The following is a 16,828-nucleotide window of genomic DNA, read 5'->3' as shown; positions in this document are numbered from 1 at the left end:
GTTTATAATGGTTAAAAGAGGTGAGTCAAAATTGATCAAAACTTTAAAAAGCACGTGAAATCAATTTTAAGAACATTGATCTCTCGCGCTTTTCTTAGGTTGCTTTGAAATAAAGTTTGATCAAAAAATCCCACAAACCAACATTTTACAATAAATATAAAGAATCCAGTTTGAAAAAAGATTGATCAAAATTTCTTTATCAGCAGATATTAGTTTCGTTTTTAAAAAAATTTGATCATTTTTAACATTCTATTTAATTATCTTGTTTACAAATCATTAATACATTTTCCAATTTGAACTTCAAAGTCCTCTTCTGACAAATACGCCATTGGAAATGTAAACCTTTCACCATTTATTGTAATTGTATGGCTAGGTACTTTTAATTTTTCTGAAGTCACACATCCTTTTTCAAGCATAACTATAGGATTTTCTACTTCATGCAATCCGGGCAAGTTATCTGGATCATAATAGTAAATTTGATGATTAAAATCTTCTATATTTGTATTCTCTGGCAATCCACCCAATTCTAGTAATAAAATTTCACTATATAACCTTTTTCCAATTGCTTTGCAATATGTATAAATTTTTTCAATAAAACATTCTTTTATAGACAATACAAGTCCATTTTCACTATCAACAAATCTATCGTGATCTGTAACATAGTAGCTCCCTAACTTGGTAGGGAGTTCTTTATATTTTCTTAGATTTAAAGGGGCATTAATCTTAGATGATAATAAATCAAACAATGATAAGTAAAATTCTAACAATGTATCTTCTTTAAATTTTATTGAAATAAGATACGATAAATCATTGAATTCCTCACTTTTAAAAACATTATTAAATCGATTTTTATGATAGATAATTCCCTCATTTAATACCACAACCATATTTGGCCAAAGATCTGTTACATTCTTCGATTCATACTCTTTTAAGTTTTTTTCTAAAGAATCAAGTGAATTAGAAGAAAGGCTATACGCAAATATTATTCCAAAAGGTCGTGTGGCATTAGAATCAAAAGGAACCATACTCTTAAACGCTGCTACATTCGCTAGAGCATCTGTTAATTCCTTTTTACCTAAGGAAGATTTTATTTCAATAATCCCAAATACAGATTCAGCAGGATAAACATGAAAAGAATCGCCAAACATTAAGACAGGACAATTATCCCCATCATAGAATATTAAATCACATTGTTTTGATACATCATGATTTGGTCCAATAATTTCCCCTGAACCTATTGAAAACCGTTTAGGTATACGACCGTTCAACAAAAATTTTTTTAATGTATCTTCTCTGTACGTTCCTTTAATTCCAGAGTGATTTATTTGTGCTGAAATATCGAAGTCAGATATAAGCTGTTTAGAAATATTTCTAAAGATAGTTTTTACGTCCATATTATCCCCCCTGGTATATTATTTAAATGCCTTCTCCAAGGCTTTACATATAAAATATTATAACATTTTATTTTACCAACAAACTTTTCTCCCCGATTATTGAGTACTTCAAAGTTTACTATTTTTCTTTTATCTCACAATCATGTCCACATGCTAATTATGTCCAATCAATATTCACTACAAAATTGAGTGTTATCAAGAGGTAAATCAAACTTCATTCTTTTATGTCCATAGTTAATTTATAGATAATGTACGTGGGTATGATAAGACGCGTTTTTCATAGAGATCTTGAGCAATTTTAATGGTCTTATCTGGACTATACTTATACTTTTTAAATGCTAGTTTTTGAAGTGACGATAGACTTAGCAATGTAGGCGCATTTTGGTTCTTAGTTTCTTTTGTAATACTAGAAACTGTAGCATCAAAATTTTCACCTGGAACCAACTTATTTTTTTCAATGAAAGTATTTAACTAGTCTTTAGTATCGAATTTTAGCTTAGATCTTCCTCTGTAATCGCCTTGATCGCTAACAAAATCAGCATCGAGCTCGCTCGTAGAAAGGTTTAGAAACAAAACTTTCAATTTCTTTTTGACGTTGATAAACCATAGATAGAACCACTTGCATATTTCTACCGATTGCGATTTTAGGTATATTAGGATTTTTCTCTTTTGCTTTAAGTTTTGCAAATCGACTTGTGTTCATACCTAAATACCAATCGCTAATCGCTCTTGCTTTCCCTCGCTCAAAGCGTAGCAAATCCTTTTCTATTGGCTCTAAATTCCGGAAACCATGAAGTACCTCACTTTTTTCTTCTGAGGAAATCCATAAGCGTTTAAGCGTCTTATTTGTTGTGTCAATTTTCGCAGTTTCAAGAATTGAAAAGAAGATATGAGTACCTTCGATTCCAACATCTGTTGCATTAATTATTATTTTGGCTTCAGCCAAATGCTTTTGCATAGTATTGAAAAGATCTCGTTTACTCTCATCTACTTTATATTCGTATCTTTCGGGCTTATTCGGTAGATCTTCTAATCGCCAAGTTTCATACTTGTCATCATACTCATGTGGTTCCTTTAGTGATACTGAATGGCCGACTGACCAAACTAGCGTAGCACCGTTGGGAAGTAAACCTGATTTTTTAATTTCAAAGTAATGATCATGCTTACATTCAATACCTAACGTGCCACCGATGTTTCTTGCCTGTGATGGTTTTTCACATAATATAACTACACTCATTTCAATGACCACCTTTATTTACTAATTTATTTGTACTTAAATTATTCAGTTTCAGATTTTTTCGTAGTATTAATTTTTGAACTATGAAGAAAACCGTGTTTACAGCAAGGTAAATTACAATTATTAATGTTGTACGTTCCTCGTTTCCTAAAAACGATAACCCTAACAATGTATAAAGAGATAAACCAAGCAAAAAGTATTCTAATAAGGTTTTAGACATCCGAAACACAAATTTTAAAATTAGTGACTCGGTTAAGGAAATCATAACTAAAATACTCATAAGACCCTCGACAATTTCACGTTCTTTTCCACCATTATCACTAATAATAGATGTTAAGACACACATTCCATCGATACTCATATAAAGCATCGCTAGTATCAAAAACCACTCATTCAACCTCTTTAAAAGCTTTAAAATCCCCATGTTACACGCTCGCTCCTTTTGATAAAAAAAGGACTCACCAATTTTGGTGAATCCTTAACTTTTTAAATTTACTGTAATATCAATTTCTTTAAATTGTTCAGCAAATCAATTGTAATTGCCCTGTTGAGTCAGTAATAAATTCAGTAACATAATCCTCATTCAGAATGACTTCGAATATTGCCTCTAACTCTTGGACAACAATGCTATTCCCTGCTAACGCATACAATGTAGCACTACGACAGTTTTCTTTTTGTGGAAATTCTTTTAACATTAAATCAAAATCTTCGTCATCAAACCCCATCAGCCTCCACCACTCTCGCTCTGTTGGGTATCTATAACGACCATCCGCCATTTTAAACACACCAGCACTTGGACAACGATCAGGACGTTCAGTAATGGTATTACAGACATCTGTTATTGTTTTGACATAACGGAATTTGGTTTTATTACGCTCTATTTCCTCAAAGCTTGGCTAAAGCTTCTTAACATTGACGGAGCATTTACAACATACTTTTCAATATTCTCAATTTCGTTATCATTTTGTTTAAAATCACTCATTGGTCTTAATGATTTCTTTTTAACCTTATTAAAATCAAATGCTTTATTCCCTAAAATACTTATACAAAATACTCGCTCTCTCGTTTGGGGAATACATCTATCCATTGCATTTGATACCTGATATGAATTTGTATATCCCAATGATTCCATATCACGCAAATACTCATTGAATATGGGTCGCTTCTTTTTAAACAATGCACCACGCACATTTTCCCAAATAACAACTTTCGGTCTCCATTCACCCATTTCACGAATGATCCTAATCGTTTCAAGCATTAACTTTGAACGCCCTTTATCATCATTCAAATTTGCTGCACTATTATCTTGGCAAGGTGAACCATGTACTAAAATATCAGGTTTTAAGTTCCAGCCTCTAATATCTTGCGAAGTGTACCTGAATGGATTCATGGCGTTGTATGCCTTTACTCTGTTATCCTTCCACTCCACATAGTCAATTGTTTTAACTTCTATCCCTAGATTTTTTAATGCCTTTATATCTGCACCGATACCACCAAAAAGTGATAGTAAATTAATCACCGAGCCACTTCCTTTAAAAACACATCAAATTATTGTTCAGCAAGATTTTCCGCAATTGCTTGGATTACATTAATGGTTACGCTATTCCCTGCTTGCTTGTACAGTTGCGAGTCTGAGTTAACAGCTGCAGCTTTCTCAAATGCTTCATCTGGAAAGCCCTGTAATCTCCAACACTCTTTCGGTGTGAGCCTTCTAATTCGAAATTCATCTGTTAAAACTCCTTGTTGGCAACCAGTATCTAATGTGTTCGCAATTCCTTTTCCTACACGTCCTCTACGAGTTGTCGAGTTAGGAACACTGTAATTTACACTGTCACCTGGATAAGCCATATCAAAGCCCTGCGTGGTTGCTTCTTTAATGGCTACACCATGACGATCTTGTGCCGTAATTGTAAACATAGGTTCGTCCGGTCCTTTAACACGTCTACCGTTTTGTCTTGTTTTTATCCGATCCGGTGTAAGAATTGGCAAACAAATTTTAGGTATTGGTAGTTGAGAACCTTTAATGCGATATACACGACTTTTCTGTTCATGCTTTCCAGGTAACTTTCCTACAGTACGAATAACAACCTGTTTTGGATTCTTAGCATCCGAAGCCATCAAAGAACCTATAACACCATCAGAATCATAAACTAACTCCCTTTGACTAAGGGATGTCTTAACCTCCTTTTGTGTACTACCAAATATTTTTATTTTTGATTTGCTATTAGAGCATTCACTTTCTCCTGTGATAGGAAATACTTTTCTGGTACCTGATCCTCTAAGATGTGCGATAATAAAAATTCTTTCTCGGTTTTGTGGTGTTGGGCGTTCTTCTGTTGAGAAATCTTTAGTGTTAAGCACTTGCCATTCAACGTCATACCCAAGTTCATCCAACGTATCGAGGATAATTCCGAACGTTTTCCCTTTGTCGTGAGATAATAACCCCTTAACGTTTTCAAGGAATAAATACCGTGGTTGGATTTGTTTAGCTGCCCTTGCAACTTCAAAGAACAATGTTCCTCTAGTATCTTCAAATCCATGTCGTTTGCCTGCGACACTAAATGCTTGGCATGGAAATCCTCCGCAGATAATATCGACTTTTCCTCTAAATTTGCCGAATTCTGCATCTGAAACTGTTGTAATGTCATGTGCAGTCCACTCTCCTTCTGTGTTGTGAATAGCTTCGTATGATTTTCGTGCAAACTTATCCCATTCGACATAACCGACGCAATCATGTCCAACGGCTTCCATTCCTAGTCTGAAACCACCAATTCCTGAAAAAAAATCTAAAAACCGCATATCTTTTTCCCTCCCGATACACTATAATGAATATCGATTAGGAACTCTCGTTCTTATTCAGTATTTAAGAGGCTTGCTTTTGTGCAAGCCTCTTTTTTACATTTGAGGTAAATTTCCAAACGCTTGGTATTTAAGACATAAAAAATAACGCTAGCCATTATCGACTGCGTTTTACTTTAAACACTCAAATTTCATATTTATTTGGTGTTTTTTTGATTTAGTGACTTCCTGCTGTATATCCGGATTATTATCAAGAAAATAATTCGATAGCAAAATCTCATGTAGCTTCATTTCGCTAAAGCTCGCATTTGGATGATGCTCGGCATGATGTAAAACTTCATTTTGTAATTTGAAAGGGATATTTTGTTCATCAGCTTGATCTAACTGATGACGAATAGCTTGATCGCTTTTCTCGACTTCAGTAAAATCTTGATTTTGCTTAGCAATAAGTTGATTTCTTCGCCAATAGTGCAAGGTTCTAAGCTCACTTAACTGATTCTCAATTATTTTTTCACATGGTGTAAAGGCTACAAGGTCCTTTAAAACCTCTTGATGTTGTTGGTCTGTTAATTTATTTTCTGCTAGTAGCTGCTGATAAGGACTATTATAAAGTCCATCACCAATATCTAATCGATCTGGATTGATTAGATTGATTTTATCTCCGTCCGGAATCAATACATGGTATCGAGTTTTGAGATAACTATAGGCTTTTTCTTTATCAGAAAATACTTCCTTTTCAAGTTGGGCCATGCGAATATTTCCTTCGGCAAATCCCATTAATTCATTAGACATTAGTTCACTTTCTGAAAACTGGATTAGAATCTTTGGATTAGTCACTTCTTGTTGATTAATGAGCGCAAAATTATCTTTAAACGTATCATTAAACAACTGAATAAAATCCTTATTTACTTGCTTAAAGGCTAGTAATTCATCACTTACGCTCCTTAGTTGAGCCAATTCCTGTTGGAAAGCTGGATGTTGTAGTTGCTCGATCTTATTAATGATTAAGTCATTAATCATTTCTTTTAAGTCTTCAGCATCAATTGTCCGCAAGCCAGCATTCGATAAAGCCCCATACTCAATTAATAACAGCTGCGTTGGCTGCATTAGTTTGTTCTCTTTTGAACGTTTAATTTCGGAAAAATGTTGATCGATTGTTTCAATAAATTCACTTGCTGCTGTCCTCACTCCATTCAGTAACATTTCTTTATCTTTTAATTCTTTCCCTTGTTGTGTCCATCCGGCCAAATAAGAAAGGCTAAAATTTTCGGTGTCTATTCCGTATCGGCTGGCCACGACATACGATACCATCTCTGCTTGAAATTCACGTTCTGCTTTAGTAAAGTTACCTCGAACATCAGGTGTATGCAGTCTAGCGTGTGCTAATTCATGAAGTAACGTTGTGACATTCTCATAGGCAGTATTTCTTGGGTTAAGGGCAATTATTTTTTCGTTTGGATAAGCAACACCTTTCGCCACTCCTAATTCACGCGGAGGTATTGGTAATATTTCAAATCCGACATTTTCAGAGACTTTATGTAACGCTACTAACATTTCATCTTCATTATCTATGACTCCATCCTGATAGTACTGGCCAAATATTTCAGAGACAGGCATCCCTTTCTCTCTTGCATCTGTTTGGCTGTATTCAAACACATGGCCAATTTTGAAAAATAACTTTTTTTGAGTTTCTAACATTCCATTTTTAATTTGCATTTTTTCTTTTGAATTAGCGTATTGCATTTGAATCCACTCACCATCACGATTAAAATACGTAACAGGTGTAGGAACAAAAAGTTGAATCCCCTTTTCACCTCGTTTAACAGATACGCCATTGTCCTGCCAAAACTTAAATGAACCTACTGCTTGTGCACCCATGAACTGACTTTGAATCAAAGTCATGTTACGCAAGGAATAGTTATAAAAAATTGACATAAAAGCTAAATGTTCTTTTAGAGCTTCCTCAGATACAAAATAGGAGCTAAGTTGATTGGTCATTTTCTCTGATAATTCTTCTATTTCTTTTTGCTTTTCTTCTGCTGTTTTTGCTGTATATTTCTTACGTGCAGTCACCATAATATCTACTCCTTTATAAATCTTCAGGTACTAAATGGACGTCAGTTAATTCCTGTCGTTCTGCTTCAGGAAAATATTCAAGCAACGAGGTATCCATAACAATTTCATGACTCTCTTGATTGAATGGCACAATGAATGTCCCTTGTTGAATTGCCCCAAAAATAAATTGTCGATTTTCCTCAGTTAGCTTCACCGTTTCGTCTATATTATTTATTCGAAGCGTAACATGTTGTTCTTTTAACTCTTTGATAAATGCATATACAATGTTGTTCATTTTTCCCCATCCTTTTTATCCAAGTTATTTTCAATGCACGACATACACTTTGCCCCTTGATAGGGTTCTTTTACTACATCAAGAACCTTATTGCATAGTTCACACTTAACTTGATAGATCATTTAGCAACCTCCTTTAACGATCATATCCATCTAACAAGCGGTCAAATTCATCCAAATTTCGTTCCTTTTTAAAGTCGTGGTACGTTTTTCGTAATCGAAAATTCAAGTTGTTTAATGCATGATTTAACCGTTTAGAAACCTGTAAATTTTGACGATACATAGGAGCTTGATACTTCCTTTGAGATCTAGATAGTTCATACACTTCTTTTTGATAGGCGCGCATTTCAGTTAAAACCGCATTTCCCATACGTTTTTTCAAATCATCTAGTTTGGTCTGCTTATAGTTTTGATACTTGCTACCCTCACCGTACTTTTCCCTCATAACTTCAACTTCTTCATCCAGAAGTCTTTGAAGATCTTTCATTTTTATAGTAACATCTAAATAAATATCAACGATTTGATCAATATACAGTCTTGCCTCATCGATAGACTGATAGCCGTACCTCCATTGAGAACAATCTGAAGGTAATCGTTGAAGTGCTTTTCGAAATAATTTTTTTGTTTGGCGGTGTGTAGATAAATCGTTTTTCTTTTTTTAAATTCACACTACCCCGAATCAAATCGGTAACAAGATTCCGTTCTTTTGTCCGATCCATAATAAGGTTGGCTACTTTCGACTTCATTTTATCCAGGGAACCTTGTTTACGTTTGGCCCGAACTTGCTCTTCCCATTTACCTGTTTCTAAATTCATTGTCCACTTTTTAACCCGTGTTGGTATTGGCTCTACTGTCGCTATATGAACATAAAGATTATCCGTGTTATAGTGGATTGCTGCAGACCATACAGCACTATCCATCAAAGCTTTTATATCAGCCTCGTTTTCGGCACTTTTTTCTTCGTTACCCCAATTATCATCCAATTTTTCTTTCAAATTCTTTAAAGTATTTTCAATTTGATTTCCCCAGGAAGTTTTGTTGTTTTCATATTTACCATCAACAAGATCAAAGTAAGCAGGTGTTTTTTGCGCTTCAAATGCATAATATGGCTACCAATCATTTGTACGAATACCATATTGAATAAGCTCTTGGCGATTTGCATTCACAGCATAAACATTTAGTGCTTTAAGTGCTTCATGAAGTGTGTATTCAACCTTATTACCATACGGATCATACACATGCTCACCAGCTTTATCCGCCCAAATATCTGTGTCGGAAAGCTTCACATTATATGTTTCTTCTAATGCTTGTCTACGCTCTGTATCATTGTTAGATTCAAGCTTTAGATTAGTTGCTGTATTTGTTGGTGATACTTCTACAATTGGTTCCACCTGGTTAATTGGCTTTGCATCAACTTCAGCAGCAAAAGCCGATGTCATTAGCATCATAGTTGTCATAGCAGCGAACGGTACCGCCATCATTTTACGTTTAAAATTTTTTGTCATTTTCACTAAAATCCCAAAAGGACTCACCTAATTTGGCGAATCCTTATCGTTCATGTGCTTGTGCAGCCATGGCTTTATTTTGCTTCCTATCAAGTTGTACTGGCTCATGCTCATATAATTTCTGATCGATGGCATTTGTAAAATCCTTTAAGCGTTCATTCATCGAAAGAATGGTCTGTTTCACCGTTGACTTAGCTGAGTCTTTTACTTCTATGATATTATCTCGAACATCATTGCGTAGCCCAGTTACTTTGTCATCCAATTTTTGTTTGGATGTTAAAGTACGTTCAATAATAGATTCTTTGAAATGCTGGCGACATTCCTTTAAAAGGTTCTTCATTTCATCACAATAGTCAGCGAATGTCCTTTTCCTTGATTGCTATTCCATAGATTCGACCAAATGTCCAAGACCTTTTTCAATACGATTAAAATGAACGCTTATTAATTGTTCCACTTCTTTCTTAGTTAAGAAGGATTGATCATTTTCATCACCAACTAACTGCGTTTCAATGACTTCCTGTAATTCTGTACTGTGTTGAGTCATTTCATTTTTCAAGTCGTTTGTGAATGTATCCTTCGCCTGTTGTCGTTTTTGATACTGTAGGTACATGTCTTCATTAGTTAAATTTGGGTTAAGTCCTTCATATGAAAAACCATGTTCTTCAGCAAGTTCCTTCACATATTTTTCAGCGCGCCAAAGCTGTTTATACGACTTTAATAAGAAGGTTTGATGCTCATCTCGTCCTTCACGCCCTTTATAGCTTACAGCTGCATCTACATGCCACTTTCCAGCATCACCATACATGCTCAAATTAACTTTTGGTATATTGCCATGTACTTCTTGCCTACTTTCCACAAAAGACAACACATCTGAAATGGCCACGGGTTCAAGATCATACCCATAACGTTCTGTCATCTCTATTTTCCTCCTGTCTACTTAAAATATTTCAAAAGAAAAGGACCCTTCCTAATTTAATAAGAAAGATCCCTTATATATCCTAAGAAAAGTAACTCCTTCCTCTGGACATAATCTTCTGATACTAATACTTTAGCACAGATTTTCCGAAAAAAAGTCCGCAAATCGTCCGGAAAAAGTCCGCAAATTGTCCAGGTTAATCCTCAACATCTGTTGCTTTGAAATAAAGTTTGAGCAAAAATGCCTCGCAAATCCCTTATTTTACGTTAAATAAGAAGAATCCCTTTTGAAAAAAGATTGATCAAAAGGGATTCTTCTTTAGCAGTTTTAAGTTAGGTTTTATAAAAAAGTTTGATTATTTTCTACCATTGTTGCTCCACAATCGCGCCCGATTGTTGAAGAAAGAAATACTCTACAAAATAGTTTTTTTATCTTTAATGCCCTATTTTAAAACTGTCTCGGCTGGGGTAAATGCTTCCCATGGATTATATTTCGTTGTAATTGATGAAATAAACCAATACTCTCTAAATGGTTCTAAATTCTTCTCCACAATTATAATCTTCTCCCCACCACCAAAGTCTCCATATGATGCCCATAAATCGTATTTAACGGTATACTGCATTTTTGATTCGCTGAGCTTTTCTACTTTAGTAAAACGAAAGTTACTAACCGAAGGACTTGACTGACCTGTTATCCAGTGAGTTTGCTCGAATTTACTCCTTGATTGCTTTCGAAGCGCAGGGGACAACATCGCATATTGAACAGCACCACTTCGATTATTTACTCCTGATATCCACAATTCAACAGCTTGTTTTGGTTCGGTTACCATCAAACCAGTCATAAAAGACATTAACTGGCTTTCTAAAGGAGTGAGTTGTTTACCTTCAGTAATCTTTTCCTCAAAGGAAGGAGGAGTATCATCCGATTTTGCATTTACTGTTCCATAATACAAACCACAAATTAGTATACTAAATAAAACCAAAAGAAAAGGTTTACTTTTATTCAATTCCATCACCTTAAATTGTATTTGGGTTTAGTATATCCAGTTCAATTACAACAATCCCCATTGAAGTAAATGGCCCTTTAATTAAAAATACGCATCTCTTTATTAAAGAAATGCGCCCGTTAATGTAACTGTAAAGCTAATGTAGCTTTTTTAAAAGCTGCGTTTTCCTGCCCAGGCTCCTTGCATTTTACTGAGGAATACAATTTGCCCAATATGATATGCATTGTGCATTGCTAAACTCTTCAGTTCAAGCACTAATGGATTGTCATCGGGAATCGGTCTATACAAATCTTCTAGTTCTGATTTTGCTAGTATTTTTTCAAGTTCACGATGAACAGAAAAGTATTCTTGTCTTGTCTCCTTCCAATTTTGAAAAGTCTCAGTTGGTAATCGATATGTAGCGTCATTATTTTCTGCCTTTGGTTCATTTGCTGTTTCACCAAGAAAGCGTAACAGAATTCTCTTTTCATAGAAAAGTAAATGACAAACTAATTCCCAAATGGAATGTGCCCCCTCAACTGGTTTCCAAATTGCCTGTTCCAATGTAATATTCTCAAGTACTTTTTCAAGTGGTGGGAACCAGTCTTCTTTATCTAAGCAGCTTGCCCATTGTTGTAACAAAAGTGTCCTTACATCCATTTTATATTCTCTCCAATCATCTATAATGGCATAACTAATAATTTCGAGATGAATCATCTGATTACCTTCCTTATTCCACAATCTGGCCCTTAAAAGAAAAAGACGCGTTCTTAAATAAACGCGCCCGATTGTTGAAGAGTGTTATTAAACTAAAGCCCCCTTTAGTTGAACAAGAAAGAGTTGATTTTTATAATCAATCCTCTACTTCATACTCATATAATGGATTTATACATTTCAAAATAGAAACAATTGCATTGTTGTATCCAGAAACCTTTTCTATTTCTTTTTCGTCTTTTATTTCTTCATTTTCGAACTGTACTGTAATTTTCTTAACTATATTTAGGTACTTATTCACAAATTCGTTTTCATTCATTTCTTTAACGTCCACCAACATTTGATGATAAGCCAGTAATTCTCCTTCATCATTATCTTTAAAATCTGTTTTATTAAATATAGTATTTGTATTTGTGAAGTGTATTTTTCTTTCAATAACATCTACCAATGTAAAATGAATCAGTTTTTTATTATTAATAATAATTACCTCCTGTTCCTCAGCTATTCTGCCCCATTAGTTTGAGTACATTACTTCACAATCTAACCTAAATTTCAACAGAATTTCCCCAAATTTATTTACAGACGTTATTCAATTAAATGGCCCGTTTGTTGAACAAAAAAATCCTGCATATCAACACAGGATGTTTAATCAAACTTTAATATAAATTATCGAACTTTGTTTTAAATGATCAAATTTTTTTATAAAACTACAACATCAGTTTCCAAGACATCAACCTTTACGATTTATTGTTTTTCTAAATAACGATAAATCGTAGTACGAGATACACCCCACTTTTCCGCAACATCTTTAATCGGTGTCCCACTTTCAATTAAAGCTTTCATCATTTCAATATCTTTTGATCCATATTTCTCTGGGCGCCCACCAAGTCGCCCACGAGCTTTACCAGCTGCTCGTCCAGCAGCCGAACGTTCTTCAATCAGATTTCGTTCAAATTCCGCAAACGCTGCGAACAAGTGAAACATCAATTGTCCTGTTGCATTGCTTTTGTCCATTGTTAGGTTTTCTTGCAGACTATGAAAGCCAATACCTCGATCATTTAAGCTGTTAACAATTTGAATCAAATCTTGCATGTTTCGTCCTAATCGGTCCAATCGCCAAACTACAATAGTATCACCTTTACGAGCATACTGAAGAGCTTCCTCTAAACCAGGGCGCAGTTTTTTTGTCCCACTCATTTTGTCATGAAAAATTTTCGTACAACCATACTGAGTTAAAGAATCAAATTGTAAATCTAAATTTTGCAATCCTGTTGACACACGCGCATATCCAATCAATACCAAAAATCACTCATTTCTCATTTTTTCCTTCTTCTTTTGTTGTAACATAAGATAATTATCGAAGGGTTAATGGACATAGAATAATGAACGGAGTTTTGTTACATTTCAATAGCAAAAAAACGCCTCTTTTGATTTTAAAAGGAGCGTGTTCAGAAAAGGACGAGTTTTGGAACAAATAGTAATATGTGTGCTCTTTTAACTTTGTTCAGCAATCTGGGCCAGATTGTGGAATAAAGGATCTAGTCAGATTTATGCGCATTTACAACGGTAAGCAAAGAAAAGTCCCCAAACGAGGGTTTGGTAACTCTTTTATTTATCGTATAATCTGGAATTTTTTTGTTCAGCAAACTGGGCCATTTAATTGAATAACATTTTAAGGTAATCCAGGAAATTTATGTTGAAATTCAGGTGGTATTTTGAAGTGATTTTTGCTATTGTGTATGAGAATAAAATCCCTTACTCCCAATCCCAACTATCAGGAAAGAAGAAGACCTTATCTTTTTCCGCAGTTATAGTATTAAATATATCTAAATAAGTTTTTAGCCACTTTTTAGCCACAGCAATTTGGAGATTGTCAGTTAAAGAAATAATGCCAGGCTGGTGTGATTTACTAGCGAGTTCCTTCATACACATAAATAATTCTGAACAAGTACAATCTAGGATTGCTCCCTGTAGTGGCCTATCTAAGAAATTTATTGGAGTACCATGTTTGAGAACATAAAAGTATTTTTTGCTGGCTCTTACAGTATATTTTTGTATTGAACACTTGCCAGACTCTTCAATTTGTATATCCTCAATGTCGCAAACCTCAGCAAAACCTTTAAGGTCAAACTCGATATCTTTGGATGAGGCACTACATAGGATTATTCCATTTTTTAAATCATCAAGGTCAGCTACACGTATTGAACGCCTACCTGAACATCCCATAACAATGTCCGATTCACTAAGGAGTTGGGCTAGCGGTAAAGGAAAATATCCTTTGGCGTAAGCAAGCATGTCTACGATTGGATTTATATCATAAATTGAGACTGTTGCATGCCGTCCAGCAAATGCTGCTGCTACAGATTTACCAATATGCCCCCATCCCACAACTCCACAACGAAGTCCAGCAAGAATAGCTGACATTTGGGACCGCATAACTTTTTCTAAACTATAGACACAAGCATCCCCAATAAGTGCGTCTTCTACGTGTTTTAAGGGAGTGTCTGCCATAGAAATCACAGGTACCGCAAGTGGCCTTTCACGTTCTGCAGCTTGATACCGCCATAGTCCATTAGCTGTGTCTTCCACAATACCTTTGAAGTGTGGATACTTTCCAAGTTCTACTGTCCAATTTGCAAAGTAGCCACCGACCTCTTGCACAATTAACGGTTGTTGTGTGGCCTTTAATTTATTCTCTACAAGTTTCCAAGAATTATTAAGCATATCGTCTATATCTTTAGGAACTACTACATCATATCCCTTATTTTTTAGTTGCTCAACTGTCCAAGAATCAGCCGAGTATGGAATAGCAATTATTAATTCAACAGGGTAAATCGAATTGACTAAGTCTATATACTCAATTGTTGTAGGGAGAATATGTTGGAGAATAATTGATCGTGTATTGTCGGGGTTACTTGTTTCTTCGACAATAGCTGCTAATACATTTAGATGACCATCGATATCTATACCGTTCGGTTCTTCTAAATTTATTAAGTAGTTCGGTGGCGGGATAGATAAATCTCTATTAAATGGACTCATGGGTGTAACTCCTCTTCTTATTTGTAATATTGCTTATCTTCATGTATGAAAAATTCGGAAGTCCAAGGTTTTACTTCTTGAAATCGAGTTTAGTTTGTCCTAATAAAAATAATTTATAAATGTAGTATGGTGCCAAAAACCATCAAAAATTTGAAAAAGAAGCCAAGAGAACAAATAGGACGTATTACAAATAAACAAGTTGTTCCATAATCAGGCGCTTATCTTCAATAAGGTACTCAACAATCGGGCGCTTTTCTGGAATAACAATAAAAGCCCAATTTCTCAATTTTAATGCGAGAAATTGGGCTTTTTTATATTTACTTATAGTGCAAAATAATACTTAAAATAAGCGCAATTTACCTCCTAAAGTGACAACTAACCCGCACACAATCAAAAATTAATATGTATTGACTCCTTTAATTGAACAACTTTTAACGAACAACTCAATACATTGATATTACTACATTTCGTTTTGTTCAACTAGAGTCTACTTAAAATGAACATTTTTTAAAACAAGAATGGCCAAAAGCATAATCTGCATTATTAAAAATTGCAATACTATATAAACTTAATTTTTTCAGTTTGATTATCCGCGTAGCAGACCTCTAGTGTCAAATAGAAACTCTTCATTAAACAAAGCTTGCTCAAAATGAAGAGTTCTCTTGTGCATTTAAGAATTTAGCAAGCAAAACGGTTAAATTTTATCTTAAACGATCGAACTTTATTTTAAATACACACTAGGAACCATTGATCCTTATGGTTCATCTATCATGCACACTTGGCTCTGAAACTGTTAGTATTCTCGATTTTGCAGCCTTTTCACGCTGACTCGACTCGATACCAGTTCTTTTTCCAGCAGTCGGATACATAACATTATCTTCTTTTAAACTATGAGAAGGCGTTATTGTAAATGTGGTTCCATCATCATTTTCTATTGTAACTGTGGTTTCTGGTCCGGTTGGATCAGAGTTATTTTCACCAGACACCGTACCAAAAAGAATATGTCCAATTTCATGTGCTAAAGAACTTTGATTGTTCGGGTTGTTTGAATCCTCCGACAAAATAATATAATGAAATACAGGGTTACCTACTTGGGGCCAAGCGCATCCAATGTTTGTACCGTTTGAAAACGTAGCAAAGGGTACATACCAAACAGAGATCCAGTTCCCCATGAGATCGAGGTTAACATAATCTCGATATCTTCTTTTGGCCATCTCTTCGCGAGCTTTGTTATTTGGGCCATCATCATTTAAGAAATCACTATCACAATCTACATCAGCTTGTTGCAGATTAATTTCATTTGCTTCTTGTTGAGTTAAATGTATTGTATTCATCTCCACAAAGCGAAGATTCCAAATCTCCCTTGCTTCTATCATGTCCGTACTAAATCGATCCCTTCCGTCCGGTTTCGTTGTAGCTGCTCCGGGAAAAAAATATGCTATTACACCACAAAAGTTGTATACCTCTGCCAACTAAAGTCCTCTTTTCCATAGTGAATTTTATTGCCACCAAAAAAATGATTTAAAAATTGTCATATTATTGTGTGTGTTTTACTTTTTTATATTCCTTATAAGGGATGGTTGGCATTATTTATAACTTAAATTTTCCATTCTTTCTTTGATAGAAAGAAAAGCATAACCAATCCATGCCATCATCATAAAGATGAGGAAAGTATAATAGAAAAAAACCTAGAGAAAAAACAATACATAGTAATCAATATAGTACTCATATATTAATAGAGAGCAATCAACGAGCCGACAAACCGAGTGATAGCAAGGCTTTCACGACTTATTAGATTCCGCAAATGGTTTATCCGCTAAAAATGGCGAAAAGAAATGGTTCATTCACACAACCATTTCAACTATCCTCAAAATAGGGAACCCACGAAAA

Annotated in this window: 19 protein-coding genes and 1 pseudogene; all 20 read right to left on the bottom strand. The window is 34.8% G+C overall.

Annotation, left to right across the window (positions count from 1 at the left end; translation table 11 throughout):
• Nucleotides 1-266: 266 nt before the first annotated feature.
• A complete protein-coding gene (locus B3D94_RS18975) occupies nucleotides 267-1,394 on the bottom strand; it encodes a DUF6602 domain-containing protein (RefSeq protein WP_069481325.1) in 1,128 nt (375 codons plus the stop codon).
• A 234-nt stretch (nucleotides 1,395-1,628) separates the two neighbouring features.
• On the bottom strand, nucleotides 1,629-1,838 hold the full coding sequence (locus tag B3D94_RS23090) for a DNA topoisomerase (protein ID WP_175423024.1): 210 nt from the start codon (nucleotides 1,836-1,838) through the stop codon (nucleotides 1,629-1,631).
• A 91-nt stretch (nucleotides 1,839-1,929) separates the two neighbouring features.
• Complete coding sequence (locus B3D94_RS18970) at nucleotides 1,930-2,631, bottom strand: DNA topoisomerase (protein ID WP_069481324.1); 702 nt, start codon at nucleotides 2,629-2,631, stop codon at nucleotides 1,930-1,932.
• Between the two features lies 1 nt (nucleotide 2,632).
• The gene (locus tag B3D94_RS18965) at nucleotides 2,633-3,055 is read right to left on the bottom strand and encodes a hypothetical protein (protein ID WP_291759340.1); all 423 of its coding nucleotides are present in this window, start codon (nucleotides 3,053-3,055) and stop codon (nucleotides 2,633-2,635) included.
• 97 nt (nucleotides 3,056-3,152) lie between these two features.
• The gene (locus B3D94_RS18960) at nucleotides 3,153-3,452 is read right to left on the bottom strand and encodes a DNA cytosine methyltransferase (protein WP_349679818.1); all 300 of its coding nucleotides are present in this window, start codon (nucleotides 3,450-3,452) and stop codon (nucleotides 3,153-3,155) included.
• A 56-nt stretch (nucleotides 3,453-3,508) separates the two neighbouring features.
• Complete coding sequence (locus B3D94_RS18955; protein WP_254664276.1) at nucleotides 3,509-4,150, bottom strand: DNA cytosine methyltransferase; 642 nt, start codon at nucleotides 4,148-4,150, stop codon at nucleotides 3,509-3,511.
• A 29-nt stretch (nucleotides 4,151-4,179) separates the two neighbouring features.
• Entirely contained in the window at nucleotides 4,180-5,430 is a 1,251-nt protein-coding gene (gene dcm, locus B3D94_RS18950) for a DNA (cytosine-5-)-methyltransferase (RefSeq protein WP_291759336.1), read from the bottom strand.
• A 171-nt stretch (nucleotides 5,431-5,601) separates the two neighbouring features.
• Entirely contained in the window at nucleotides 5,602-7,506 is a 1,905-nt protein-coding gene (locus tag B3D94_RS18945; protein WP_291759333.1) for an LPD25 domain-containing protein, read from the bottom strand.
• Between the two features lie 13 nt (nucleotides 7,507-7,519).
• Nucleotides 7,520-7,780, bottom strand: coding sequence for a hypothetical protein (locus tag B3D94_RS18940; RefSeq protein WP_291759330.1), 261 nt, complete (start codon nucleotides 7,778-7,780; stop codon nucleotides 7,520-7,522).
• A gap of 135 nt (nucleotides 7,781-7,915) precedes the next feature.
• Nucleotides 7,916-8,359, bottom strand: a pseudogene (gene mobL, locus B3D94_RS23085) (relaxase MobL); the annotation flags it as partial.
• Nucleotides 8,322-8,699: a relaxase MobL gene (mobL, locus tag B3D94_RS23080; protein WP_414674014.1), complete on the bottom strand. Its 378-nt coding sequence runs from the start codon at nucleotides 8,697-8,699 to the stop codon at nucleotides 8,322-8,324. The gene mobL (B3D94_RS23080) and the pseudogene mobL (B3D94_RS23085), both read right to left, overlap by 38 nt.
• A gap of 189 nt (nucleotides 8,700-8,888) precedes the next feature.
• Nucleotides 8,889-9,284, bottom strand: coding sequence for a hypothetical protein (locus B3D94_RS18930; RefSeq protein ID WP_139133729.1), 396 nt, complete (start codon nucleotides 9,282-9,284; stop codon nucleotides 8,889-8,891).
• Between the two features lie 43 nt (nucleotides 9,285-9,327).
• Nucleotides 9,328-9,624, bottom strand: coding sequence for a hypothetical protein (locus B3D94_RS18925; RefSeq protein WP_069481316.1), 297 nt, complete (start codon nucleotides 9,622-9,624; stop codon nucleotides 9,328-9,330).
• Nucleotides 9,625-9,663: 39 nt separating this feature from the next.
• A complete protein-coding gene (locus tag B3D94_RS18920; RefSeq protein WP_291759324.1) occupies nucleotides 9,664-10,200 on the bottom strand; it encodes a hypothetical protein in 537 nt (178 codons plus the stop codon).
• A gap of 442 nt (nucleotides 10,201-10,642) precedes the next feature.
• The gene (locus B3D94_RS18915; protein WP_254664275.1) at nucleotides 10,643-11,212 is read right to left on the bottom strand and encodes a hypothetical protein; all 570 of its coding nucleotides are present in this window, start codon (nucleotides 11,210-11,212) and stop codon (nucleotides 10,643-10,645) included.
• Between the two features lie 144 nt (nucleotides 11,213-11,356).
• Nucleotides 11,357-11,902, bottom strand: coding sequence for a DinB family protein (locus B3D94_RS18910; RefSeq protein WP_254664274.1), 546 nt, complete (start codon nucleotides 11,900-11,902; stop codon nucleotides 11,357-11,359).
• A 136-nt stretch (nucleotides 11,903-12,038) separates the two neighbouring features.
• Nucleotides 12,039-12,347: a hypothetical protein gene (locus B3D94_RS18905; RefSeq protein WP_254664273.1), complete on the bottom strand. Its 309-nt coding sequence runs from the start codon at nucleotides 12,345-12,347 to the stop codon at nucleotides 12,039-12,041.
• A gap of 296 nt (nucleotides 12,348-12,643) precedes the next feature.
• Entirely contained in the window at nucleotides 12,644-13,201 is a 558-nt protein-coding gene (locus B3D94_RS18900) for a recombinase family protein (RefSeq protein WP_291759316.1), read from the bottom strand.
• A 453-nt stretch (nucleotides 13,202-13,654) separates the two neighbouring features.
• Nucleotides 13,655-14,938, bottom strand: coding sequence for an NAD(P)-dependent oxidoreductase (locus B3D94_RS18895; RefSeq protein WP_069481312.1), 1,284 nt, complete (start codon nucleotides 14,936-14,938; stop codon nucleotides 13,655-13,657).
• Between the two features lie 761 nt (nucleotides 14,939-15,699).
• A complete protein-coding gene (locus B3D94_RS18890; protein WP_069481311.1) occupies nucleotides 15,700-16,410 on the bottom strand; it encodes a hypothetical protein in 711 nt (236 codons plus the stop codon).
• Between the last annotated feature and the right edge of the window lie 418 nt (nucleotides 16,411-16,828).

The sequence above is a fragment of the Lysinibacillus sp. UBA5990 genome (assembly GCF_002429815.1).
Classification (GTDB): Bacteria; Bacillota; Bacilli; order Bacillales_A; family Planococcaceae; genus Lysinibacillus; species Lysinibacillus fusiformis.
Note: the sequence above shows the minus strand (reverse complement) of the source record. Positions and strands in the feature narration are given on the sequence as shown.